Source organism: Mesorhizobium delmotii (assembly GCF_900149755.1).
Classification (GTDB): domain Bacteria; phylum Pseudomonadota; class Alphaproteobacteria; order Rhizobiales; family Rhizobiaceae; genus Mesorhizobium; species Mesorhizobium delmotii.
This window is the reverse complement of record NZ_FUIG01000019.1, coordinates 15,298-41,021: the sequence shown is the minus strand read 5'-3', so window position 1 is coordinate 41,021 and position 25,724 is coordinate 15,298. Positions and strand designations below refer to the sequence as shown.

Here is a 25,724-nt window from a genome sequence, read left to right as displayed (position 1 = left end):
CGAGGGTCAGGCTCAGTCGTTGAACCACCATCCTTCACCGCTCAGGAAATTGCTGAGCCCGCCCATGGGATGCGCGACGACACCCTGCAGCCGCCGGGATTTGGCGTGCAGATAGTCGGGGAAGGCCGCTTCCATGTAGCCGCCTTCTTCGTGGATGATCGTCTGCAGATCGCACCAATGCTGCTTGCGTTTGGCAACGTCGACTTCCGCACGCGCCGCGTCGAGCAGGTTATCGATACGGCTGTCGACAAAGCCGGTATCGCTTGCCGCGCCCGCCTTCGATGACATGTAGGGTGTCCAGAAAAGATCGGCACGGGGGCGCATGTTGGAATGGGTGCTGGTCAGCGGATGCTTCCCGGCGACGCTGCCCCAATAGCCTGCTCCCGGCACCTGATTGACCTTGATCTTGAGACCCGCGGGAGCTGCGGTCTGCTGGAAAAGCAGCATCTGGTCGATCAGACCCGGGCCGACGCCTGGCGCGACATAGACTTCGAGTGAAGCGTTTTCCATTCCCGCCTTCTTGAGATGGAATCTCGCCTTATCGACGTCATAGGGCCGGATCGGCAGATCGGCGAAATAGACCGGATCGATCGGCGAAACCGGATGATCGTTGGCGATCTGAGCGAAACCCTTGTACACGCTGGTGCGCACGCGCTCGCGATCCTGCAGATATTTGAGCGCAAGCCGAAGATCGTTGTTGTTGGTGGGGGCCTGCTTGCACATCATGGCGATCGCGACGATCTGACCGGCACGGACGAATACCTTTTCCGCAACAGTGGAACGGTCGAGCAAGGGCAGCGAAGCGACGTCCGTGCTCATGATGAAATCGAGGTCACCAGCGAGAACGGCGTTCAGGCGGTTAGCCGGTTCGGCAATGGCCACGACCTCAATGCCGTCCAGGAAGACTGCGTCGGCGTTCCAGTAGCCGTCGTAGCGAACGGCCGAGGATGTGCCGCCCGGCGTATATTCCTTCATCTGGAAGGGGCCGGTGCCGATCGGCATGGAAAAGTCCGTCTGGCCTTCCGGCGCCATCACCACAAAGGGCATGCCGAGGACCACGGGAAAATCGACGTTCGGCGCATTGAGAACGAAGCGGACGGTCTCGGGCCCGTCAGCCTTCACTTCCCTGACGCCCGAGAGCAGAGATTTCGCGCGCGACTCGCTTTTCTTGTCGATGTGCCGGTTGATGTTCCAGACGACATCGGAAGACGTGAAGGTCTTGCCGTTGTGGAAGGTAACGTCGCGACGCAGCTTGAACACCCACTCGGTGGCGTCCGGCTTGGCCATTTCGAAGGATTCTGCGAGCGCTGGCTGAACCTGGAGCTTCTCGTCGATACGCACCAGCGTATTATAGATCTGGAAGGCCCGGGCAATGTCCGTATTGGTCAGGATCTTGATCGGGTCGAGGCTGGCTGTCGCATCGCTGATCTCTGTGGCGATGCGGGCGACGCCGCCTTTGTGCGGCGATTGAGCCAGGGCGCCTTTGGGCCCGAGCAGCAGACCGCTGGCCGCTCCGATACCAAGGCCGGCACCGAGTTGGAGGACATGGCGGCGCGACAGCGCCGCGGCGGCCGGAGTTTTCGCAAGCAGGTTGTCAGTGGTCATTGTCGTCCCTCGTGAATCGGTTTCAAAATAAGTGGATAATCAAGTGGTTGTCTGAAGCGGCAGGCCATCGCAGCCCTCAGTTGGGAGGGCGAGATGAGCGAGGATGGTCGGGGCGATGTCGACGAGCGAGCAGGAGCTGGAACGGACCGCGCCCGGAGCAAAGCCTACGCCGTCGATCATCAGAAAGGGGGATTGCTCATAGGCACCCAGGCCGCCATGCTGGCCGCAGCCCAGCCTGTCGGGCTTACCGGCCAGTGGCTTGGCGGCGAAGCTGCGCCCGGGAACGCCGAATTCGTTCGGCTGGTCGTCGGAGGCCATGGACACGAAGACCGCCAGACCGCGCGCATCGCTTTGGCCGATGTCGCCCAGTGCTTCGCCCGCAAACACCGGGCCGGCCCATGTCTGGTCCCGGAGGCGTTCGGCAAGGGCCGGAACGTGGCGCCGGCCGGCCGGACTGGCATAGATCAGCACGGCGGTGCCGTTCGGCACGACGACCAAATCGCCAGCCGCGAGCGGATCGGCGAAACCAAGCCTGGCGACCTCGTCCTCGACATCGACCACCGCATGTACCGTCTGATGGCCGTGATCCGAGCCGACGATCAGAAGCACATCTTCCTTGTCAGCCCGGAGCAGATTGACGCGATCAATGATAAGCCCAACATGGTCATCGGCGTCTCGAAGTACCTGAAGATGCTCCGGGGAGCCGAGCGGTACCTCATGCTGCGTGGTGTCGGGATGACCAAGCCACAACAGTGAAAGCGCCGGGCGCCGATCCGTCAGTGCCTCCTTGATGAAGCGCTGAGTCATGGCGCGATCTCCGGCAACGTCGATGCCGATGTTGAGGGCGGCGTCCTCCGGAACTGGATCGCGTCCCGGCCCATAGGAGCCGGTGCGATGATAGACGAAGCCATGACCATCCGGATCATGGGCGTAAGCCGCGCCAGGCGAGACGTTGGAGAATGTTACCGCGCCGCCGAATTCCGCGATACGCTCGGCCAATGTAGGCACGATCAATGATTTTCCGGTCACTCGCCGGCGGTGTTGCAAGAAATCGGGATGACCTGCATCGTGGATAACCAAACGATCATTCTCCAGCAGCGCCAGAGAATTGCCTTCAAGGCCATGCCGGGCCGGGTAGCTACCGGTCGCGAAGCTTGATGAGCATACTCGCGTGACCGATGGCACGGCACTGCGGTGCGCGGTAAACCAGGTGGAACGTTCTTTCAGTCGCGCAAGGTTAGGGGTTGCCTCAGGACGAACGAAGTCGCGCCTCAATCCGTCGAGAATGACAGCAGCAACGCGTCGCATTCACGCCTCCACGCCGTTGAGTGCAAACTCGAAGATGTCGAAGTTGCGCAACGTCGAGCTTCTTGCGCGCGCCGCATATTCGGACCGCAGCGGATGAGATAGGATGAATGGTACCCTTTGTTCGGCGAGCCCGCCATGAGAACGCAGGTTTTCACCCTCAAGGGCCGACAGATCATGATCCACAGCGCGCGCACCAAGCGCTACACCTTTGCAGGCGATCACCGCGACATCACCTTCTTTGTCCGCCGGCAATTCAAAGCGGGCGCATGCGTCCTCGCGCGTGAGCGCATCTTCGATGCCGGGAAGGGTCCGGAGCAAGGCAGCGACCCGCTCGGGCTCCAAATCTGGCTTCCTCAGATGAATGCGTACAAAACCACCCAGTGCGCCGTGATGACGAACGAAGGGATCGGTAATCGGGCAGATGACCTTGGCACTGCCTTCACCAAATTCCTCCTCCAACTTATCGCCGAGATAGAGAACGTTCGGTCCACCTGAGGGTGAGGACATGTCGTTCATGCCGTGATCGGCGACGATGCCAACAACAGCACCCAGATCGAAAAGAACTGAAAGACGCTGATCCACCGCCGCCATGAAAGCGTCGGCCTGCGGTGTCGCTGGCGCATGCTTATGCTGCACATAATCAGATAGGGACAGATAGATAAGATCGGGTTTCTGTTCGGCGATCAGCTTGATGCCGGCATCGAGAACATAAAGCGACAGATCGGCGGAATATTGCTCGGGGGCCTTTCGTCCGACCAGGCCAGGCACGTCTTCAATGCCGTTCTCGGCCATCGTGCATTCAGCGGCCTTTTCGGCCGAAAAGGCGATTCCCTTGAGGTTGCGCGCGAGCGCCTTGCGCAGCTTGTCTTTGGCAGTGATCGCTACGACGTTGGCTCCCTCCTCGGAAAAGCGTCCGAGAATTGTATCGGCACGCATCGGGGTCGCGTCCACCATCATGACTTCACGGCCGGTTTCTCGGTCGAGATAGTAGTTTCCAGACACGCCATGAACCGATGGGGGGGCACCGCACACGATCGAGATATTGTTGGGATTGGTAAAGGTGGGCATCGCCGCGAGCGCGACCGTGGCGAAACCATTACGGCGCATCGCGTCCAGGGTTGGAATGGCTCCGGCTGCACTCGCAGCTTCAACATAGGCGGGATCGCAACCGTCGAAACACACCACCACGGTTGGCCGCCGCGGCCAGCAATAATCTCGGCCGTTGATCAGAGTTGATGCTTGATCGTATTCACCCGAAGTATTTTTGCGCAGCAAAATCGGACTCCTGTTATAAAACTGTCATGATTCATAGCTATTATTATATCTTATTTTCATGAATCGAATAACATCAGTGCTTTGTTGGGTATATATTCCGATGAACGTAAGCAAGTAAATCGATTTTACTTCTGTCATCGTGTGAGAAAAAGGAACAGAATGCAGCAACGCCTTCCGCCTTTGAAATCATTAATAGCGCTTGAATCCGTTGTTCGAACTGGAAGTGTCACAGCGGCGGCGAAGGAACTGTTCGTCACGCACAGTGCGGTCAGCAAGCACATCAAGGCACTTGAGACATGGGTCGGAGAGGCGCTCTTTGCCGAAAACAGGCGCCATATGGCTCCCTTGCCAGCGGCAGTGCGACTGTCGGACAGCGTCGGGATGGCGATCAATCTGATTTCGCAGTCTCTCAGCACACTGTTTGAGGAAACAAGTGAGGCGCAGCTGCGTGTGATCGCTCCCGCCACGTTCTCGATGCGGTGGCTTATTCCGCGGCTCCCGGAGTTTCATTCCGCGCATAAGACGACGGGGGTCCGAGTGCGTCAAACACATACGCCGGAGAACTGGCACGATATTCCCTTCGACGTGGCCATAAGGCGCGGCGGGCCTGTGCCGCCTTCCCTAAAGTCGGTTGTTTTTCTTCGCGAAGAACTGACGCTTGTTTGTCATCCACGACTTGCAGGTGGCCGCGCGCCCGGGTTCTTAGCCATTGAGGAAATACCTCTCTTGAAGGCTGACACCCGGCCGGGAGAATTGGAGACATGGCTGCTTGCGGCTTCCGCGCCGTTGAGGCTCGCCTCAGGCGCCGCATCTTTCCCACACTTTTATATCGCCCTGGAGGCCGCTCTTGCCGGCCAGGGCGCGATTGTAGCTCCACTGCTTGTCATCGAAGATCTTCTATTGCGCGGCGATCTCGTGGAATTAGAACCGAACGTGCGGGTAAGGGGCGCTGACTACATGGCTCTTTATGAGGAAAGCGCTTCAACTGGTTCGCCGAAATCATTTTTCGTTTCTTGGCTCGCGTCCATGCCACCAAAAACACCGCCGGTCATTTCTCCTTCTACGCCATCACACATCAACGCTCTCTAACGACCTCGTTCGTAGGTCTTCGGCCGCGGCCTCACGACACGAAAGTGCTCTGATTATCCGGCATTTGCGAACGGATACAGAACCTCACAATCCGGCCCTGGGGTTGGCTTCGGCTGATTTTTCTAGCTTTGAGCGCTGCGTAGAGGGGTGCGTGTGTGGATGGCACTCCTGAGAACGGCGTTAGCATGCCGAGTTTGGTGGAGAGATGGTCGGCCGATTCGCCCCGACCATCATTGCGAGATGTCCCAAGGGTTGATGACGTTCAGGTCGGCGGTATCGAACGGGACTGGTTTCGCGGGCAACCCCTCGGCCGTCTGCCCGACAAGGCCGCGCCGTAAACCGTGTAGCCTTGGCGCCCCCATGCCTCGCGCGCTGCTGCGAGCATCGTGCTCTTGCCAACCCGGCATAACTGGCATAATCGGCTAAAAGATATTAGCGCGGCGAAGATGGTCAAACAGTTGGAGATTCATTTAGAATTTTGAACGAGGGTCGACGGTTTGAGCCCAGCACACCTTCATCCATCGGCCACCCCGCTCAGATAAGAAGCGGAGAGCCATCCGGCCGGACTTTGACGGAAAGAGCGCCGATCAGGCTGTGTCGCAACTTGGAAGTCCGTGCCTCCTCGTCCTTGTTGATAGCGACAATGACCTTCGCATCCCTCAAGCCGGCGGATGTTGGATAACGCCGGAAATGCCAACCTCCCTTGTAGAGATCGGGTATGACGACCTTGCTGGCTTACCAGCGTTGAACGTATTGGGAAGGACGAGACACTCCTCCAGCCGATGGTCATCATCCGGCGGCATCAGCGGGCTGCCGCCTCAATGCATCAACCCCTCACGACAAATCCAACCAAATGGTTTTGAGCTGAGTATATTGATCGTGTGCATGGATCGATTTGTCGCGTCCTCCAAAGCCAGATTGCTTGTATCCCCCGAATGGAGTAGAGGCGTCTCCTTCTCCGAAGCTGTTAACGGTCACGGTCCCAGCCTTTAAACTTCGTGCACCATGGAGCGCTCTTTTTGCATTTCCGGTGAAGATTGACGCTGCTAGACCATAATCAGTATCGTTGGCGATTTGGATCGCTTCATCAAGGCTTTCGACAGTTATGACTGATAGGATCGGTCCGAAAATCTCGTCGCGGGCGGCTCTTGCCTGATTGCTGGACACATCCATTACGGTGGGTTCTACATATATGCCGTCGACGGTCGAACCGCCGATGTACAACTTCTCGCCCCCATCAAGATAGGAACAAACCTTGTCGAAATGCGCTTTCGAGACGAGGGCACCAATACGGTTCTCCGGGTCAAGCGGGTCGCCTAGCGGCCATTCGCGAGCACATGCCACGATGCGCTCCAGCAAGGGGGCTTTTACGTCTTTGTGAACTATGAGCCGGGATATAGCAGAACAGTTCTCTCCCATGTTCCAAAAAGCACCGTTCACCACATGGGCAGCAACGCTTTCCAAGTTCTCGGCATCATCCATCACTATACAGGGGTTTTTGCCGCCCATTTCCAGAACAATTTCCTTGAGATTGCTGTCGGCGGCATAGCGTAAGAACCGTCGGCCCGTTTCGGTAGAACCGGTAAAGGACACCATATCGACGTCCGCGTGCAGGCCTAGCGGCTGGCCAACATCAGATCCGGAGCCCGTAACGACATTTAGCACTCCTTTAGGAACCCCTGCTTCATGCGCCAGCTCGGCGACACGAAGGGTTGTAAGCGATGTGTCCTCCGCGGGTTTGACGACAACGGAACAGCCCGCCGCCAGCGCCGGCCCAATTTTCCACGCCAGCATTAGCAGTGGGAAGTTCCAGGGCAAGACAAGGCCGACGACGCCGATGGGCTCACGCACGATCATCGCAATGTGACCATCTGATGCGGGTGACACCTGATCGTAAATCTTGTCTATCGCCTCGGCATGCCATTTTATGCAGTTAATGGCTTCGGGAAGGTCAACGGTCTCGCAATCGTAGATCGTCTTACCGCTGTCGATTGACTCCATCACAGCCAGTTCGCGCGCATTGCGCCCCAAAAGCTCAACCAAACGCAGCAGCACAGCCTTACGGTCTGCAGGCAGCATCTTGCACCAGCGGCCATCCTTGAAGGCCTCGCGAGCCTTAGCCACTGCGAGATCCACATCATTCTTGTCACAAGCGGCAATATTAGCAAGCACCTTGCCCGTCGCTGGGTTTATGGATTCGAAGGTCTTTCCCGAGATAGCCGGTCGAAACGTTCCGTCTATGAAAACTTGCGTTGGTAGCTGAATTGATCCCGCTATTGCTCTGTATTCCTCCACAGTCAGACAGTTACTCATGACTTCGCACCAGATACATTAGTGCATACCTGTAGAACATAATGCATCACTTCTACCTTCCAATTGTGATTGTCAGCACATGAGCTCTGTCGAAACGACGCCTCAGCAAGCTGTCATACTGCTTCTTTGACCGCGCTCAGAAACTGCTTAGTTCTCTGCTTCTTTGGGCTGCCAAAGAGATCGGTAGGTGCACCTTGTTCTTCAATCTTCCCACCGTAGAAGAAGCATACCCTGTCAGATATGTCCCTAGCGAATCCCATTTGGTGCGTTACCATCATCATCGTTAGATGATGCTCTCCTACGAGCTTGCGGATAACGCCAGTAACTTCGTTTATGACTTCTGGATCAAGTGCTGACGTTACCTCATCGAACAGCATCACCTTTGGCCGCATGGCAAGGGCTCGAGCAATTGCGACACGCTGCTGCTGACCGCCAGAAAGGCGGGACGGATGATGATCTCGCTTGTCCGACATGCCTACCATTTCCAGCAATTCCTCGGCTCGCTGACGCGCGCTTTCCTTTGTGAGTCCGAGGACCTGCACTGGCCCTTCCATGCAGTTCTGTAGCGCTGTCATATGAGGGAACAGATTGAAGTGCTGAAAACACATGCCAATCTTGGCGCGCATCCTTCGAAAGTGCACTTTGTTTGCGGGAACAAGAACGCCATTCTTCACCATGTGCGTGAGGGGTTCCCCATCGACATAAATGACGCCTTTATTGATAGTCTCAAGCGTCATTAACATTCGCAGAACGGTCGTTTTTCCTGAACCGGAAGGGCCGATGATCGTCATCATCTCACCCGGCTCAACGTCCAAATTTAGCTGGTCGAGCACAGTGAGTTCGCCGTAGCTCTTGGACACGTTCATAAATCGGACCATTGGCGCGTTTTCGCCTTCAAGCCGCAGTGGAAATGCCGTCATGTCCTCACTCATTCAACTCATCCCTAATGTGCGACGCACCCAACCCTCCAGTAAACGGATCAGGGCCGCGGTGGGTAGCGATATGGCAAGGAAGATCACGCCGACCAGGGTGTAGGGTTCCAAAAAGCGGTAACTTTCGGATCCGATCGCGTTCGCTGTATGCATCAATTCACCAACGCCAATGACTGAAAGCATGGGCGTGTCTTTGAATATCCCGACGAGGTAGTTCCCCATACCTGCCAGGGACGGAGGTAATGCCTGAGGAAGGACGATCCGCCAGTACGTTTGAGTCGTAGTCAGGTTTATCGCAGTGGCCGCCTCCCACTGGCCCTTGGGTACGCTCTCAATGCCTCCACGATACACTTCGGACAGGTACGCCGCGTAGTGGAGGCCAATCGCGACCATCCCCGCCGTCCATGGTGACAGCCACACCCCAAATTGGGGGCCGACATAGAAAATAAAGAATATTTGGAGCACGAGAGGCGTCGAACGGACAAATTCGATCAATTCGCGCAGGATGTTTTTAAATAGATTGTGCCGCGACCTCTGTGCAACTGCCAATGCCAGCCCGAGTACAAGCGCTATGGCGTAGCCTCCGCCAGCGGCGAGCAGAGTGTTTCCGGTTGCCGAGATTAATCTCGGGAGGATTTCCCATACAAAATCCCAGCGCCAGTTGGTCATTTATTCCCTTCCTATCTGACGCGCCATAATCTTCTCTAGCCGCCGCATAAGAGGAGTCAAAAGACATCTTGCCAAGATGTAATAAATTATCAACGCGGAACCAAAACTTTGGGCCGACATAAACGTCGAATAATTGATCTGACGCGCTTCAAACGTCAGATCGGCCACAGCAATAGTGGCCACCAGAGCCGTTCCTTTGAGCAGTTCAATCAGCAAGTTACCCCATGCTGGCAACATGTTTACCAAAGCCTGAGGAAGTATGATTCGAGACATCCGTTTTCCAGGCGACATATTAATAGAAACCGCCGCCTCCCATTGTCCTGTTGGGACGGAAAGCACACCACCACGAACGAGTTCTGCGCCATAGGCTCCCACATTAAGACCGACGGCCACAACTCCTGCCGTAAACTTGTCAAGCGTTATGCCAAATAGTGGTAACACGAAGAAAATCCAGTATAATTGCACTAATAGCGACGTTCCCCGGAATATTTCAATATACACGGTTGCGCAGGCGCGCACCGACGTTCTAGGTGAGAGCTTCATCAGTCCAGCAAAAAGCGCTAAGACAATGCACAACGCTGACGCCAAAACGAACTGCTCGATCGTAACTATTGTACCGCTGAGGAAGCGCGGATAATAGGTTATGATGAATTCCACAAATGTCATCGCGGGGGGGCGCCCTGTTGAGAACTTAGTGTGTTTGTGCTCTGACTCTCACACTTGGCTTCCAGGATGCATTGACTGATATCGTCGAGAAGGCTCTGAACTTCCTCGTCTGTAGTGACCCATGATGTTACAAAGCGAACGGCTTTCCCATCAAGCTCGTCTTCGTTGATGTAACGGTGCTTTGCCCTTAGGCCGCCAATGAGGTAATCTGGTAACCGCACGAAGACCTCGTTAGACTCCGTAGGATAGGCCAGTTCAATTTCGGGGAGAGCCGCCATTCCGCGGCTCAGTTTTTGAGCCGTTTCATTTGCAACCATTGCATTTTGAAGCCAAAGGTCATCGGCAATATAAGCCAGTAGTTGTGACGAAACGAAACGCATCTTTGAAATTAACTGTCCTGACCTCTTGCGTAAAAACTCAAAGTGTTCAGCCATCTCAGGATTGAAGAAGATTACGGCCTCGGCAACGAAGCACCCATTTTTTGTCCCGCCAAATGACAGAACATCGACGCCGGCCTGCCATGTCATTTTCGCAGGAGTGACACCCAAGGTTGAAAGTGCATTTGCAAAGCGTGCGCCATCCATGTGAACCTTTAGGTGGTGATCACGGGCGATCGCCGCAATTTCGAGAATTTCACTGGGCCGGTAAACTGTGCCGGTTTCGCATGCCTGCGTGATGCTGACGACGGCGGGTTGAGGAACGTGAACATTTCCACGTCCGCGAATTGCCTGGGCAAGGTCATCCGGCACGATCCGACCATTGGCGCCACGCAGTGGAATGAGTTTTGCACCGCCGGTGAGTAGCTCAGGCGCCCCACATTCATCAGTATTGATATGAGATAACTCATGGCAGTAAACTTTGCCGTAAACCGGCGTAAGGGCTGCCAGGGCGAGTGCATTTGAGGCTGTTCCGGAAAGGACCGGGAATACTTCGACCTCTCTCTCAAAAACCTCAGAGAATTTAGCCTTCAAAGCAGTCGACCAGTGGTCTTCTCCGTAGGAGGCCGCGATGCCGGCGTTGGCGGAGAGGACCGCTTCTACGACCGCTGGGCAGGCGCCGGTCACGTTGTCGGATGCAAATAGACGCATTTGAGCTATGTTACCTTTAGTCGATTACAATCAATTCACGATCGACATTAGACAGCTGTTCTCCGCCCCTGTCTGTCACAACAAAAGGCTCCGATACCGCGACACCATATTCTGCCAGCCACACGCCTGATTGAAAATGAAAACACATGCCCTCTTCAAGGACCGTCGTGTCACCATCGCGCAGGCTTGCGGTTCGCTCACCCCAATCGGGGGGATAGTTCAGCCCAATCGAATATCCAACGCGGCTTAATTTCTCAAAGCCATCCCGTCGGAGGACGGCCTGCCAAACTCTCTCAACTTCGCCGCAAGTTACCCCAGGTCTCGCCGCGCTAAGTGCGGCGTCGCCTCCCTCGACGATCGTGGCCGCGAGCCGGGCCATGTGGCTGGGGGGAGCGCCAAGATGGAGCGTGCGGGTCAAAGGCGTGTGATAGTGTCGGCGCGCTGCCGCTAGCTCCATCACAACCAGGCCTGAGGTTGGGAGAGCCTCGCCACTCCAGGTCAAATGGGGAGTACTCGTGCCCTCGCCAACCTGCATAAGCGGACAAATGCTTGTGTAGTCCCCGTACTTGCCATCGAGGCCGGTGATCTGAGAGTGATACACGTCGGCGACGATTTCATATTGCTTCCTGCCAGGTTTGACATTGGCAATGGCCTTCTTCATCGTGCTCGAGACGTTCCGCCCAGCTTCCCGCATGTACACCAATTCGGCCTCGGACTTCACCAGCCTTGCCCAATTGACCAACTCCTTGCTATCCGCAAATCGTGCATTTGGAAGGCCGGCTACCAAGTGCTGATGAGCCCTGGCTGTATAATAGTGGGCGTCCATCTCGACGCCAATGCGTGCGGATGCCCAGCCTCGCGTCTGGATGAGGCCGCAGAGTTCGTCGAATGGGTGCTTCGACGCGTGATGGACTAACGGTTCAGAATAGCCGATGATGTTGCAAGTTGGAATGTCCGTGGTAATCTGCGCCGATTTAGCATCCTGGGCGCGACCGAACCAAATTGGGGCGGTTTCGCTTAAACATATCAGAACAGCCTGTGGCGTGTAGAAGGACCATCCATCAAAACCGGAGAGCCAGTTCATGCTTGCAGGGTCTTGACAGATGAGGAGGTCGAAACCGCCCGCTTCCATGCGCCGCTTCACTTTTGATATTCGGCTCTCATACTCAGCTGGGCTGAACGGCTTGTCGTAAAACATGTTAATTCCACACTATTTAAAGGAACTCGATATCCAGTTACTGGGATAGTCTCAATAATCTCCCGTATCCTGGAACAGGCTTGTCATAACCTGCAAGTCGCAAGGATTGCCAAAACAGCGCTTGCACCGCCGTGATCACCGGTTTCTTTATTTTTGCTTCGATAATCTCTATTACCTCAACCGCCCTGATCGCAGTGCAAGAAATGAACAAGGCATCGGCGGTCGATGTATCAAGCTCCAACGCAGACCGAACGATACTATCCGGGGTAATTCTCGCCATCAACTCGTTGTCGGACAGATTGAAGCTGTTGAACTCCGCTATTTCGATTCCGGACGCCTCAATATTGCTGGCGATCACGTCATTCACTTCGTCGGTATAAGGAGTAAGAACGGCGACACGTCGTACCGAAAAGCGACCGAGCCCTGCTAGTGACGCAGTAAGCGGAGTGCTGAAGGCTACGTCCGGACGACCAGCATGAACAAGTTCCTGAACCCTCTCGTAGCCCATAACGGCCGTTCCCGAGGTGCAGGAATAAGCAACGACATCGAGGCGGCCTTCCGGAACAAGAAGCGAAGTGGCTTCGGTGATGCGTGGCGCCATTTCGCGCAACGACGTCAAAGAGCAGTCAGGAGCATTCGCAAGCCGACTCGTGTAGATGACGACGTCGTCATCGGGTCGCATATTCATGAAATCTCGTTCAGTCACATAGTCGTTGGACAACGCGACAAGTCCTATTCTGTACTTCCCCGGCCCGTCATCGAATGTGGCAGCATTCGAACGACCGAACCGTCGCACGGTTTCATGTTTTTCAGCCATAAGAAATGCCTTCTGTCTACGTTGACCAAGTACGGTTCACAGAGGAACCGTTACCAACCCTAGAAAATCTCCTGCCGAAATTAGGCCGGGGAAATGTCGGCCGGAAAATACTCCGCCAATCGCGGCATGGTATTCCTCCGGTTGGGCACCTGTGCGGCCGATTGGGTGAACTCGGGCAACAATCTGACCTGCAACAACGACGTCACCCAGGTCGACACACGGTTCCAAAAGACCAGAATTCTCGCAAAATAGGAAACAGCTCGGGTCTGGCACGTTAAGCTCCGTCGAGGACGCCTGCTCCAGGTCGCCCTTTACTATTCCGGCGTGCTTCAGGATATTTCTAATGCCCCTTTTCGCGATCTCATTTGTGTAGACCGTCGACGTTCCCCCGCCAGATAGCTCCGTCCCGATGACTACCTTTCCCATTCGTTCCGCGGCTGTGTCGTACATATTCTCCGGGTCAATTTCCATCAGCATGACCGAATATGGCGCGTTGAAGGCTCGCATGGCGGCGACACATTTTTCTTCCTGTTCTTTGTTGTCCAGAACGTGAGCGCAACAGAACGGAATAAACTCCAACGTCTTACCGCCGGAGTGGAAGTCCACTACGAAGTCCGCAAGTGGCAGAAGTGTACGATAAAAATAGTCCGCTATCTTCGACGTCACCGAGCCCGACGGATCGCCGGGAAACATTCGGTTCAAGTTCCCACCATCGATGGGTGACGTTCTTGTGCCGTTTCGGAATGCCGGATAATTCATTCCCGGTACAATGATGACGCGACCGTAAAGCTCGGCTGCTTTTATGTTGCGTGCCAGATCGAAAAGGGCAATAGGGCCCTCGTATTCGTCCCCGTGGTTCGCACCCGTGAAGAGGACCGTCGGGCCCTCTCCATTTTTGGCTACAGTCACTGGAATTCTAATCGATCCCCAGGCGGACTGGTCACACGAGTAAGGCAAATTCAGGAATCCATGCTGAACTCCATCCTTCTGGAAATCAACCGTTGAGGTAATTGGATTCTTCGCCATCGTCGGTAGACCCACAATAGATTGGTTACTTCACCGGTTCTTGCACAACCAATCCGTCGATACATTACCCGGGAGATTGTCCTTGGTGTAACCGTATTCAGCGACCGAACTAATCATTTCGGCAGATCCTATATATTTCTTTTGAAATTTATTGTATTCCTCGATAAAACTTTTGTCCTCTTCGCGAAAGCCCATTGCAGCCCAATTCAAGGTCCACTCAGGCATTTTGTTGAGATCTGTGATTTCGAGCTTTCCATCACTCTGGTCGACGAGCGCCTTTATGCTGAAATAATTTGTTCCAGCCGCGTCCGCCCGGTTACTTAGCACAGCGGCTAGCATTTCTGTGGGGCCGGGCACTTGCATTATTTTATCGTCTGAGATCCCAACCTTTTTGGCAACTTCGACGGTGTTGTTACCTGCGGTGGTGACCAAGACGGAGTTTTGATTCTTGATGTCTTCGAATGTCTCGATCTTCTTTGGGTTACCCTTGGGGACACCAAAGACATCGCCCATCCTTATGACTGGGTCCGAGAAGACGATGCTATCGCAGCGGGTCTTCAGGACGTACATCCCTCCGGTGATCATGTCATATCGCCCTGCCTGCAAGCCGGGAATTAAGGAATTCCACTCTACAATAACCGGCTCGATATTCGTGATGCCCATTGCCTTGAGAGTGTTGATTGCGACGACATTCATCAGGCCTGCGGCTTTACCGCTTTCATCAGGAAATGCCCAAGGTCGTTCATTTGAAAAGCCAATTCTAAGAGGCGCGCCAGCGCGCGTACGCGTAAGCAGATCATCGGCAACAGCTAGTCCCGTAGCACCAAGCGTGATTGCTGTCAGAACGACTGCGAGTGCGAAATGCTTTACTCCCAACTTCCCTGTTGCTGTCATGTGAGTGCCTCGTGGTTGAGTCTTGATCGGATAACCCGTCAAGCACAATCAGTTTAACGGGCTGAAGAGCGGCGATCGTGCGTTTTCCGCCTTCAATGCGATGAAAAAGCGCGCACGAAAGGTGCTACTTGCTTTTTTTCTCTGTTCAACGGCCTGTCCGAGGTTGATCGCGAGGCAAGCTTACCCATTCTCAGTTTGCGCGGACCCGCAGCCAGACACAATCATATCTAGAGGAGGCTAAACCAGGTGTTGGTAGAAACCGCAAAAGCCAGACCGCTGAGGGTGGGCTTCATACTCGCACGCTCGTTCACGCTTACCGCTTTTGCTTTGTTCGTTGACACTTTACGTTTGGCTAGCGACGACGGCGACAAATCGGGTCGAGTGTTGGCGGATTGGCAGGTCTTGGCGAGTTGTCGGAATACGATCGATTCAAGCTGCGGTATTCGGGTAACCCCTACGTCGGATTTCACGGACCCCAGCAATTTCGACTATATTGTCGTGATTGGAGGTCTATTAAGGCATGAGTCCCCAATCGATAGCGTGACAGTTAATTATCTCAAGCATGCTGCGAGCAAGAAGGTTCCTCTAATTGGCGTCTGCACGGGCACGTTCATTTTAGCTGAAGCAGGGCTGATGCGGCATCACCGAACTTGCGTGAGTTGGCTGCACTTCAAAGAATTCCGTCAGCGTTTTCCGGATCACCAAGTCCGATCGGATCGCATATTCAATCTCGACCGTACCAGAGGATCCTGTGCCGGTGGCAGCAGCGCTGCCGACATGGCTGCCTCGATAGTCAGGCGGCACATTAGTCACAGGGCTGAACGGAACGCCTTGGAGGTTCTCCAGATCGACAAAGCACGTCCGGCAATTCATGTACAGCCGCGAAGACCGGAGTCTATTGGAAGCAGCGATCCACGGGTCCAGGCGGCTTTAATTGTGATGGATGGCAATATAGATAGAACGCTTTCCATTTCCGAACTCGCGGCCGAGGTCGGTTTATCGCGGAGACAGCTGGAGCGCCTGTTCACAAACACGATCAAAAGTTCTCCGGCGTTGGTCTACAAACGGCTGCGGCTCGAGAGGGCAAAGCAACTCATAATCGCTACTCACACGCCACTGCTGGATATTGCTATAGAGGTTGGATTTGAAAACGCATCTCATTTCACAAGAGCTTTTCGAGAGAATTTCGGGGTCACGCCCGGGACTCTTCGCGAACCAATTTCAACCAGGTAGATGTGGAGCCTCAATAGGTTGCCTCTCTCCAATCCGAGGCGACTGATGGGCGTTTTTTGATCCTAAGCTGCTGTGAGGGCAATTGTATCAGTGAGGCCAATGAAGCAGGTCGGCGGTGCGTTCTTGACAGCTGTTGTAGCTCGTAGGCCATCCGCGCAAGCTCGTTTGAATGAAGCGTTTAGCCTTGCAGTTGGTCCTGGGCATGTACGGCCTGGTGGCATCGTGGGCATCAACACGGGACGCGTGTCATCGCGAGCGGCACCCTTCGGCGGAATCAAGCAGGCCAGCATTGGAAGGTTCGCGCCGCGGGCTCAAGGAACTACCTGAAGCACTTCAATGCGAGATCGTGGATCGACCTGCGCAAGCGCTTTCCGAACATGTGAAGCCACCCCAGAACGCCACCACGAATGCCGCCAAACTGGATGCCACATGCCACCTACGAGGCGTGTTAAACGGCTCGCATTCACTTCCCATGCTGACCGGAAAGCGTCAGTTCCACAGGGCCATACCCGCACCTATAGCTTTCGCTCTGTGAAAGGCGAGCGTTGCAATTGCGGTATCTTGAATGCCCGTGCCGGTCAGATCCGCGACCGTAATCTGAGCTTTTGTGGTCCTTCCAACCTCTGACCGCGCTATGAGTTGCCCAAGTTCCACATGGCGTTGACCTTTTGGGACAACATTGTCTACAAGCGCGCAACGGAGTTCGCCCAACTTCCGAGTTTGTGCCAGGCTGTCTGCCACGTACACATCGGCGCGTGCGATTGCCCCAGGAGCAATTTCATTCTTATGTTCTGCATCGGATCCCATGGCAGTGAGATGCTGCCCGGGTTCGAGCCACTCGGCAAGCAGGATTGGTTGAGTCGCCGGAGTCGTTGTCACGATGACGTCGGATCCGGCAATGGCGACCCGAGGGTCGTCATATGCAGTAACAGGGAAACCTAACCGACTCGAAAGCTCTGCTGCGACGCTTGCTGCCTTTGTGATATTGCGCGCCCACAGTCGGGCTTCTCGAATAGGCCGAACGAGAGCGAGCGCCTGCAACTGGAGTTTCGCCTGGACGCCGGCTCCAAGAATTGCAGCAATGGAGGCATCGTCGCGAGCGAGGTGCTTTGCGGCCACGGCTCCGGCTGCTGCGGTCCGGATATCCGTCAGGTATCCATTGTCAAGCAACACTGCCTGCACCAGGCCCGTCGTGCTGGAAAGAACCACCATCAGCCCGCTTGTGCTGGGCAGTCCGATACGAGGGTTATCAAAAAAGCCAGGTCCGATCTTCACTGCGAAGCTTTCAAGGCCGCTCACATAAGCCGTTTTGACGTCGACCTCGCCATGATGTTCAGGTATGTCCAGTCGCAAGATTGGCGGCATAACCACCCGCTTAGTGGCAAGCGCGTGAAAGGCATCTTCGATGCATTGCACAGCGTTTTGGTCCAGTGGCACGAGGCCTCTCAAGACTTGCTCTGTAAGGATCGTGACTTCTTGCATTAGCCGACCTGCTGGAAAATGGTGGGATCGCCGGCCATGACCCGGCGATGAAGGGGCATATCGATATTGCCGCCTGAGATGATGATCGCGACGGGGCCCTTTAGTGCGGTGACCTTGCCGGCAAGAAGAGCAGAAATGCCTACGGCTCCCGCACCCTCGACCACTTCATGCTCATGATCGTAGGCATATCGGATGCCTGCGGCGATTTCTGCCTCACTGACAAGGATAACGTCATCAAGCAGGCTCTGGCATGCCTTGAAGGTTAGTTTGTTTTGCAAGCCTATTCCGCCACAGAGGGCGTCTGCCAAACTTGGCAATTCCTCAACCTCAACCGGATGGCCCGCCTCAAGGCTTGCCTTCATGGCGGCGCCGCGATCCATTGATACACCAAGTATCCGGGCACTTGGACGTAAGCTCGAGATTGCAAGCCCGACGCCAGCGGAGAGCCCTCCGCTACCGAGGGCCACGAGAACCGTCGCAACATTAGGCAATGCTTCGAGAAGCTCGAGACCGATTGTGCCTTGACCCGCAATAATCCTCGGGTTGTCTGATGCATGAATCATCACCATGCGATCGTGTTCCGCGAGACGCTCGGCCTCTTGTTCGGCTTGGTCGTAGGAGTTGCCTATGATACGCAGATCTGCGCCTAGCCTTCGAATCTCTGCGATCTTGTTTTCATGAACGAGGCTTGACACGCATATCGTCGCACGCACCTTCGCAGCAGTGGCAGCATACGATACTGCGCGTCCATGATTCCCCGTCGAAGCCGTCACGACGCCGCGTATCTTTTCAGCTTCGGTAAGGTGGCTGATGGCGTTCGTCGCACCGCGGAGCTTGAAGCTTCCTGTCTTCTGTCGGTGCTCCATTTTCAGGAAGACTTCGACCCCTGTCCCGCTGGAAAGCCCTGGGGAGCGAACCAGGGGGGTGTTCACAATCACATCGCTGATGCGCCGGCGCGCCTCGTTTATGTCGGGCAGTTGTATCAAGGGTATGATACTCCTTACGTTGCAAAGGACCTGTTGGAGCGCGGCTGGTGGTGAACTGGTGTACTTGCCTGCGAGCTGGACAGTCTCGACTGGCCCATACGACCGACAGGTATCATATCACCCTGCAACGATGGATTTCACTGAGAAGCTAGGGTTTGACGCCGAGATCGCGCGTAAAGTTCGGCGATCATGCGGCCTTACAGTGTCCCATTTGTCTAAACATAGGACCGGAATGATGCCGTTTACGCGCAGAGGCCAATGGAATGACAGCTTTGACCAACAACCTGCTCTCATCCGAAGAGCGCCACGCGGTGATCGAAATGCGTCACGCGATGCACCGGGAGCCCGAACTCTCGAACAATGAGTGGAAGACCCAAGCGAGAATTCGCGACGCCTTGGAGGCGTTTGGTCTAACGGGGTCCAAGGCATTTCATCAAACCGGCCTCTATATCGACATTGAAGGATTGGCTGAGGGCCCTTGCCGTTCTGTGGCATTGCGTGGGGACATTGATGCGCTGCCAATCCAGGAGCAACGTGATGATTTGTCGTACCAGTCAGTGCTCCCTGGTAGAATGCATGCCTGTGGGCATGACATGCATACTTCGATCGCATTGGGAGCAGCGCTTGCTCTCCATCGGATGCGGACAGATTTTTCCGGCAGAGTGCGAGTTTTCTTCCAACCTGCAGAAGAAATGGAACCGGTAGGTGGTCTGTCGGTATTAAAGGAAAAGCTCCTCGATGGTTTCGATGCGGCCGTCGGAATGCACATCATGCCGAGCATTCCCTCGGGTGTCTACGGCGCACGGCCAGGTGCGGCCACGAAATCAGCTGACCAGTTTGACGTCACTTTCAAGGGGTTGATGGCTCATGGGGCCATGCCTCATGAGGGAGTGGATGCCATCGCCATAGCGGCCGCGTTCATCAACGAGGTTCAAAAAGTGGCATCGCGCGAGTTTCCCGGCGATGACGGGGTCATTGTTACCATCGGGACCGTTCACGGAGGCGAGGCTCGCAATATCATCTGTTCGTCTGTTCTGCTCACAGGAACGATACGCACCACTAGCCTGGTGCGGCGTGCCCATCTCGTGCGTCGCGTTCGCGAGGTCGCCGAGGGCATTGCGGCAACACATCGAGGTGAGGCGGTGTTTACCTCCCATCTTGGCGATCCGCCCGTTATCAACGACGCCGGCATGGTCGCGCTGTTCCGAGATCTTGTTCTTGAAACGGTTGGAGAGTCCAAATTCGTCGAGCCACCAGCTCTCTCAGGAAGCGACGATTTCGGCTACTATTCCAGCCGCGTTCCATCCATATACTTTTGGTTCGGCAGTCAGGAACCCGGTTATGAAACGGGCCTTCACACGCCAACCTTCGGAGCTTCCGACGACTTGCTCATACCGACAACTGAACTGGCTATTCGATACTGTCAGCTGTTGCTCCGCAAATGATCTATCGATCTCGCCGCTCTCGAGGGCTTCGACGTTAACCGACCCGCTCTGTTGTATAGCCGCCCAGATTTCGTGCACAAGCCTGGCCGTCTATGGCGCGACTGCCGCGTTCGAGATCAATACCCAAGTTCAAACGCTGTGCATCCAACTCAAAAATTTGAGCTTTTTGGCGTTCTCTACGACCCCTCTTGGAATCGCCCACGCCAAGAGGGCATCAGCATCGTGAGTGATTGGATCCGGTTCAGCGAATGAACTTTCAAATCTCGAATCGCATTGGCCTTGCGGATCAGTCACCACATGTCGGCAGGCAATAAGCTATTGCTACAGTTAAATTCATCCTAGGTGGCGTGCCACAGACATGCGGACTGTCACGAGTTAGGCTTTCTGATGCGACCGGCTTGGCGAATTGATTTAGTTCAGATTGGAAATTTAAATAGTGCAAAGCCGAACCGAGCGCAGCTTTATATTTATTTGCGGCGGGAGCGAGCGGTGCATGCCGGCAATAATGCTAAACGGTCCCGTAAAATTCCAAGTTTTTGCTTTTCACGCGTCAGTCCTGCTTAAATCTAGCATCTGTGCGAAATTCACGTGATGGAAGGGGCGTGAAAGCCTGTTCAGACTTTTGTTCTCAAGCCCTTAGGGTCGAAAAAGGCCTGGAGCGAAGCGTCCGCGTCATACAGCTTGCCAGCGATTTCGATCTGCCAGTTTCCCGCGTCGATCCATTCTCGGCTTACACCGTCAGCGTGTTTGACATAGCCAAGTCCTATCGAAGACCCGAGCGTGAAACTCTTTACGCCGGACGAAACGTAGCCGACGATATCGCCGTTGCGTCGGATAAGCTCTTCGCGGAAGAGCACGGGGCTGGGATCCGTCAGCTTAAATGAAAGCAGCCGCTTGCATGGTGTGCCGGCCGCCTTCTGTGCGTCCAAGACGTCCTTGCCCTGGAAGCCGCACGGCTTCGACCAATCAATTGTGAATCCGAGTCCGGCTTCGAGCAGGGTGTCGACTGGCGTGAGGTCAAGCTCATACTCACGATAAGCTCGTTCTGAGCGAAGATGCTCCAAGGCATGGTAGCCGGCTGGACGCAGACCATTCTCACCCCCGGCTTCCCATAAGATATCGAAAACGTGTTGAGCCATTTCCGTAGGAACATGAAGTTCCCAGCCAAGCTCTCCGATATATGTCAGGCGGTTGGCGATGACCCGCGCGTAGCCGACATCGATTACTTGGCTGGTGGCAAAAGGGAACGATTCGTTGGAGAGATCGGCGTCGGTCACCTTGGAGAGGATGTCACGGGATTTTGGGCCCTGCAGGGATAGCACCGCATAGGCTGAAGTCACATCCGTCAGCGTAACGTTCCACTCCGCGTCGATATGCTTGCGGATCCAAGCTGTGTCGCGCGGATGCACAGTGGCCGAGGATATGATGAGGTATTCAGTTTCCGAAAGCCGGTTGACGGTAATGTCGGTCTCGATACCACCGTTCTTGTTGAGCATGTGCGTATAGACGAGTTTGCCGACCGGGACGTCGACATTGCCCGCGCACAGCCACTGGAGAAACCGGCACGCGTCCCGTCCCTGGATGAGGTGCTTGCCGAAGGAACTTTGGTCGAACAACACCGCGTCAGCACGTGCAGCGCGGCACTCCTCGGCAGTATGTCTGAACCAGTTTGGTTCGTCGTACGAGTAAACGTTATCTGTTGGCTGGCCTTCTCCGGCGAACCACATTGGACGCTCCCAGCCCATGCCCTCGCCAAAGCTCGCGCCAAGTTTCGCCCAGCGATCATGGAGAGCGCTTTTGCGAACCCCGCGCGAAGTTTCTGGTTGATGGCTCGGCCAGTGCATCTTGTAATGCAAGCCGAGTACTTCTGCCGTGCGATCGTGCAGGTAACGCTTGTTGATCTGGAAGGGGTGGAAGCGGGCCACATCCACGAAGCTGATGTCCATCTGCGGGGACTTGGCAACGATCCATTCAGCCAGGGCGCGGCCGGCGCCCGCCCCATACTCGATGCCTTCGGAGTTGTAACCGGCAGACACAAAAAGGTTGTTCAGTCCCGGGACCTCGCCGATCATGAATAGCAGGTCTGGAGTAAAGCTTTCCGGGCCATTGAAGAACTTAGCTATTCCCGCATCGGCAAGCCCGGGAACTATTTCAATAGCCTTGGTCATGGGCAGTTCGAAATGGTCCCAATCTTCCAAAAGTTCGATGAAAGCCGTCTCCTTGGGCAGGCTCTCCATCGCGAGGGGCTTTCCCCAAGGCTCGAAGGCGCCGATAAGGAGCTTTCCTGCGTCCTCCTTTAAGTATACGTGACCATCAGTGTCCCGCAGGACCGGGAGCGTAGGACGGATGAAGTCCATAGGTTCCGTGACCACGTAGAAATGCTCGGCGGCGTACAACGGGACGCGTGCACCTAACCGTGCTGCCAAATCACGCGTCCAGAGCCCGCAGGCTAGTACCAGCGTTTCCGCCTCTATGACCCCATGGTCGGTCTGGAGCTGGTAGAGACCTTTCGGCGTCCGCCAAAGGTCTCTTACCTCTTGGTTCTCGAAAATGCGGACCCCATTCTGCTTTGCACCTGCTGCCAATGCCATGCAGGTGTCGATGGGGTTTGTCTGCCCATCCCGGGGGATGAACACTGCGCCCTCGATGATCGAAGCGTCGATTGCAGGATAAAGCGCCTTCGCCTCCGCCGGGGAGATCATATGGGCTTCAAGTCCAAAGCTCTTAGCGACCGACGCGTTGCGGGCGGTTTCGTGGAGACGATCCTTCGTCCGTGCAACGCCGAGCGTGCCGTTGCGTTTGAAACCGGTGGCTTGGCCTGTTTCGGCCTCAAGGGCATCGTAAAGCTCGGCATTGTATTTTGCGATTTCGGTCAATGAATGTGTGCCACGTGTCTGCATGATCAAGCCGGCCGCATGCCAAGTCGTGCCCGAAGTGAGAGTGTTCCGCTCCAAGAGCGCGACATCCTTCTTGCCCAACTTCGCAAGATGATACGCAACGCTGGTGCCCGCTATGCCGCCTCCCAGAATGACTATCTCGTGATGACGGGCTGCCAAAGCGCGTGGGCGCACGAATGGGGAATGTGTCATGAAACCCTATCGATAAAGGAAGGGGCGTGTTAAGCCGCCGCGCTCTCTGCAATACTTAGTCAAAGTTATCTGTGTTCGGCGTGCATATTCTGCGTTTTTTCCATCGAATGCCCGATTTCGCCGCGAGTGGTCCCCAACTTTTGCGGCTAATAGGCGTGTTCGATCCCTAAGATGCCGTCTCACTATGTAAGAAGATGTTCTAAAGACTGGGTAGGGGGCTAGATCGCGTGGTGGGTTAACTTGAAATCCTTGCGACGAGTGTTGGCAAGATCGAGATTCCCTGACCCGTTGTACGCTGCGGAAATCGACCCAGAAGGGGTAATGATCTCATCGGTTTGCCGTGTCGATGCCATGCGCATCGGCAGGTACAAGCACGGCATCATCAGCCTTCCGAGGACACCACAAGCGAAAATCGTTTGGATCAGCGGGATCCAGAACCTAGGATGATCCCGACGGTTCTGAATACCTCATCGGCCCCAAGGGAACGTTTTTCACCTCCGGTTTCGCGCGAAATGGCCGGCGGCGCTGGGGTTCAAGCCGTTTGTCGACACGGCCAACCAAGACAAGCAGGTAGCCCGCATGGTTGCATACAAATTGCGATCAGGATCAGTGCGAGCGAATTTGCCCCAGGAGATTGGTAGTGTGCAATGGGCGACTCGGATTTGTGCTTGCCGGCTAAGGGCGCAGGCTTCACTCAGTCAGTTGGGATAACGCTTCCGCGTTTGTAAATCTGCAGACAGACGCTCGTGTTTATGCGTTTTATGTTCGGGTTCATCTCCACCATCATCTGGGTGATGTGATCATATTCCTCGACATCTTTCGCCGTAATGATCACGGTGAGGTCGGAAGCACCCGTTGTGTAGAACGCCTGCTGTACATAGCTCTCGCCCAGCAGCCATTTCTTAAGCTGGTTAAGAAGGTCCTTGCGCTCTCGCTCAACCTCTACGGCGGCCAGGAATACCAGTGGGCGGCCGACCTTTTTGCCGTCAACCACAGCGACGGTTGCGACGATAACCCCTAAGTCTTTCAGACGTTTGATTCGGCGCTGGACCGCCGACGCCGACAGGTTCACCACTTCGGCGATCGTCGAGGCCGGGAGTTCGGCGTCGACCTGGATGATCTCGAGGATCTTCCTGTCGTAATCGTCGATGTCTTCAGTGCTCACAGGTTGCCTCCGACGAAACTGAACAGTGAACCCGGCCAGTTTTAACCGGAGCCTGTACTGTCTGCCAACACCTCCAGATAATAGCGGACCACCGCATTCGTCGCCTGGGGGTTGTCTGATGCCCACTGCCGATTTCCACACCTAGACGTTCCGGCGGGGGCTTGGAAACCATGCAAATCTCACGTCTGGACTGGGGGCGCACCGTTGTAAAGCGCACGACGGTGCGGCCGGCATTTTCAATGTTGATAAAACAGGCGATGTGGGACTTGGGCCAGGCGTTCACCTCCGTTTTCGGCGACTGCAAACGTCTCCGAGAGCGCAATACCCTGCTTTTCTAGCCAAAGGCCTGACTGGAAGTGGAAGCACATCCCCGCTTCCAGGACAGTCTTATCACCATTCTGGATGTTGGCTGTCTTCTCACCCCAGTCCGGCGGGTAGGCAATCCCAACTGGATAGCCAACACGGCTGTCCTTTGTAAGATTGTTCTTTCGCAGGACATCCTGCCAGATGTTCTCGACCTCGCCACACGTCACACCCGGTTTCGCAGCCTCAAGTGCCCGATCGACACCTTCGATGATGATATCGGCAAGTCGGTGCGGCTCGTCAGTCAATTTACCCAGAAGGATCGTTCGAGCAAGCGGGCTGTGATACCGTTTGCGGACGCCCGCCAGTTCCACAACCACCATTTCGTTCTCGGGCATGTCCCGATCAGTCCAGTACAGATGGCAGGCGTGGGCATTCTCACCAACCATCACAAATGGAAATGCCGCAGGAGAGTCCCCGTAGAGCCCATCGGTCCCCATGACCGATGTATGGAGGATGTCAGCTGCTACCTCATAGCTCTTTTTTCCGGCCAGCAGGTTGTCGATAGCATCCTGCATGGCGACGGTGGTGATTTTCCCGGCCTCCCGCATGTAACGGAGTTCTGCTGGCGATTTAGCCAGCCGAACCCAGTTTACGAGACGACGGTTGTCGACGACCTTGGCGTTGGGCAACCCCGCCACAAGAGTCTGATGGCATCGGGCAGTGTAGTAGTCGACGTCCATTTCGACCCCTATTGTTTGGTTGGCCCACCCGCGAGTTTGGATGTGCTGGCTTAGCAACTGGAAGGGATGGACGTGCTGCTGATGCAGCATAGTTTCTGGGTACGGCAACAAATTCTTCTCGGGCAGTCGGGTGGTAACCTTGAGGGACGATGTGTCCATCATGCGACCGAACCAGAGCGGTGCAACTTCGTCTTTGTGCACCAGGAGGACCTGGGGCACATAGAACGAGAGCGCATCAAGACCCGTTAGGTAATTAATGTTCGCGGGGTCGGTACAGAGTAGAAGGTCTATTCCAGCACCTTCCATCCTTTCCTTGACCTTTAGAAGGCGCGCCTCGTACTCATCCGCGTCGAATGGGATTACATATGACATGTGACTCCTCAACTTTCTGACTCTAG

20 protein-coding genes are annotated in these 25,724 nt (G+C 55.3%); 3 read left to right on the top strand and 17 right to left on the bottom strand.

The features are described from left to right. Nucleotides 1-12: 12 nt before the first annotated feature. Genes BQ8482_RS11060 through phnA form a run of 3 tightly spaced genes read right to left on the bottom strand, consistent with a single transcriptional unit; the run spans nt 13 to nt 4,188 of the window. The gene (locus BQ8482_RS11060) at nt 13-1,605 is read right to left on the bottom strand and encodes an ABC transporter substrate-binding protein (RefSeq protein WP_123147665.1); all 1,593 of its coding nucleotides are present in this window, start codon (nt 1,603-1,605) and stop codon (nt 13-15) included. Between the two features lie 39 nt (nt 1,606-1,644). Beyond that, nucleotides 1,645-2,913, bottom strand: coding sequence for an alkaline phosphatase family protein (locus BQ8482_RS11055; RefSeq protein WP_123147664.1), 1,269 nt, complete (start codon nt 2,911-2,913; stop codon nt 1,645-1,647). Then, nucleotides 2,914-4,188 (bottom strand): phosphonoacetate hydrolase, encoded by a 1,275-nt coding sequence (gene phnA / locus BQ8482_RS11050; protein ID WP_244602735.1) that lies wholly within the window; start codon nt 4,186-4,188, stop codon nt 2,914-2,916. It lies immediately after the preceding gene. Between the two features lie 159 nt (nt 4,189-4,347). Between phnA and BQ8482_RS11045 the strand changes: the two genes are divergently transcribed. Then, nucleotides 4,348-5,277 (top strand): LysR substrate-binding domain-containing protein, encoded by a 930-nt coding sequence (locus BQ8482_RS11045; RefSeq protein WP_123147663.1) that lies wholly within the window; start codon nt 4,348-4,350, stop codon nt 5,275-5,277. An 834-nt stretch (nt 5,278-6,111) separates the two neighbouring features. Here the strand turns inward: BQ8482_RS11045 and BQ8482_RS11035 are convergent. From BQ8482_RS11035 to BQ8482_RS10995, 9 genes are all read right to left on the bottom strand, one after another. After that, nucleotides 6,112-7,590 (bottom strand): aldehyde dehydrogenase, encoded by a 1,479-nt coding sequence (locus tag BQ8482_RS11035; protein ID WP_123147662.1) that lies wholly within the window; start codon nt 7,588-7,590, stop codon nt 6,112-6,114. A 113-nt stretch (nt 7,591-7,703) separates the two neighbouring features. Further along, nucleotides 7,704-8,522, bottom strand: a complete 819-nt coding sequence (ehuA, locus tag BQ8482_RS11030; protein WP_280178814.1) for an ectoine/hydroxyectoine ABC transporter ATP-binding protein EhuA — start codon at nt 8,520-8,522, stop codon at nt 7,704-7,706. Then, nucleotides 8,523-9,191 (bottom strand): ectoine/hydroxyectoine ABC transporter permease subunit EhuD, encoded by a 669-nt coding sequence (gene ehuD / locus BQ8482_RS11025; protein ID WP_123147661.1) that lies wholly within the window; start codon nt 9,189-9,191, stop codon nt 8,523-8,525. Then, nucleotides 9,192-9,857 (bottom strand): ectoine/hydroxyectoine ABC transporter permease subunit EhuC, encoded by a 666-nt coding sequence (gene ehuC, locus BQ8482_RS11020; RefSeq protein WP_123147660.1) that lies wholly within the window; start codon nt 9,855-9,857, stop codon nt 9,192-9,194. It lies immediately after the preceding gene. Then, nucleotides 9,854-10,945 carry a threonine aldolase family protein gene (locus tag BQ8482_RS11015; protein ID WP_123147659.1) on the bottom strand — a complete coding sequence of 364 codons (1,092 nt, stop codon included), beginning with the start codon at nt 10,943-10,945 and terminating at the stop codon, nt 9,854-9,856. The genes ehuC and BQ8482_RS11015 overlap by 4 nt, the downstream gene beginning before the upstream one ends. Before the next feature lie 16 nt (nt 10,946-10,961). Then, nucleotides 10,962-12,143, bottom strand: coding sequence for a M24 family metallopeptidase (locus tag BQ8482_RS11010; RefSeq protein WP_123147658.1), 1,182 nt, complete (start codon nt 12,141-12,143; stop codon nt 10,962-10,964). Between the two features lie 37 nt (nt 12,144-12,180). After that, on the bottom strand, nt 12,181-12,960 hold the full coding sequence (locus tag BQ8482_RS11005) for a maleate cis-trans isomerase family protein (protein ID WP_244602734.1): 780 nt from the start codon (nt 12,958-12,960) through the stop codon (nt 12,181-12,183). A 36-nt stretch (nt 12,961-12,996) separates the two neighbouring features. Beyond that, nucleotides 12,997-13,986, bottom strand: coding sequence for a N(2)-acetyl-L-2,4-diaminobutanoate deacetylase DoeB (gene doeB / locus BQ8482_RS11000; protein WP_123147657.1), 990 nt, complete (start codon nt 13,984-13,986; stop codon nt 12,997-12,999). 30 nt (nt 13,987-14,016) lie between these two features. Further along, on the bottom strand, nt 14,017-14,880 hold the full coding sequence (locus BQ8482_RS10995; protein WP_123147656.1) for a transporter substrate-binding domain-containing protein: 864 nt from the start codon (nt 14,878-14,880) through the stop codon (nt 14,017-14,019). Between the two features lie 246 nt (nt 14,881-15,126). Between BQ8482_RS10995 and BQ8482_RS10990 the strand changes: the two genes are divergently transcribed. Beyond that, nucleotides 15,127-16,113 (top strand): GlxA family transcriptional regulator, encoded by a 987-nt coding sequence (locus BQ8482_RS10990; RefSeq protein WP_123147655.1) that lies wholly within the window; start codon nt 15,127-15,129, stop codon nt 16,111-16,113. A gap of 489 nt (nt 16,114-16,602) precedes the next feature. Here the strand turns inward: BQ8482_RS10990 and eutC are convergent, their stop codons facing one another. Both eutC and eutB read right to left on the bottom strand, forming a co-directional pair. Further along, complete coding sequence (gene eutC, locus BQ8482_RS10980) at nt 16,603-17,595, bottom strand: ectoine utilization protein EutC (protein ID WP_123147653.1); 993 nt, start codon at nt 17,593-17,595, stop codon at nt 16,603-16,605. Further along, nucleotides 17,595-18,581 (bottom strand): hydroxyectoine utilization dehydratase EutB, encoded by a 987-nt coding sequence (eutB, locus tag BQ8482_RS10975; protein WP_123147652.1) that lies wholly within the window; start codon nt 18,579-18,581, stop codon nt 17,595-17,597. The genes eutC and eutB overlap by 1 nt, the downstream gene beginning before the upstream one ends. 263 nt (nt 18,582-18,844) lie before the next feature. On the opposite strand from eutB, the gene BQ8482_RS10970 reads away from it, so the two are divergent. Beyond that, nucleotides 18,845-20,026 carry a M20 family metallopeptidase gene (locus BQ8482_RS10970; protein ID WP_123147651.1) on the top strand — a complete coding sequence of 394 codons (1,182 nt, stop codon included), beginning with the start codon at nt 18,845-18,847 and terminating at the stop codon, nt 20,024-20,026. A gap of 614 nt (nt 20,027-20,640) precedes the next feature. Here the strand turns inward: BQ8482_RS10970 and BQ8482_RS10965 are convergent. From BQ8482_RS10965 to BQ8482_RS10955, 3 genes are all read right to left on the bottom strand, one after another. Then, nucleotides 20,641-23,115, bottom strand: a complete 2,475-nt coding sequence (locus BQ8482_RS10965) for a GcvT family protein (RefSeq protein WP_123147650.1) — start codon at nt 23,113-23,115, stop codon at nt 20,641-20,643. Between the two features lie 694 nt (nt 23,116-23,809). After that, entirely contained in the window at nt 23,810-24,280 is a 471-nt protein-coding gene (locus BQ8482_RS10960; RefSeq protein ID WP_123147649.1) for an Lrp/AsnC family transcriptional regulator, read from the bottom strand. A 236-nt stretch (nt 24,281-24,516) separates the two neighbouring features. Then, entirely contained in the window at nt 24,517-25,698 is a 1,182-nt protein-coding gene (locus tag BQ8482_RS10955; RefSeq protein WP_123147648.1) for a M24 family metallopeptidase, read from the bottom strand. Nucleotides 25,699-25,724: the final 26 nt, after the last annotated feature.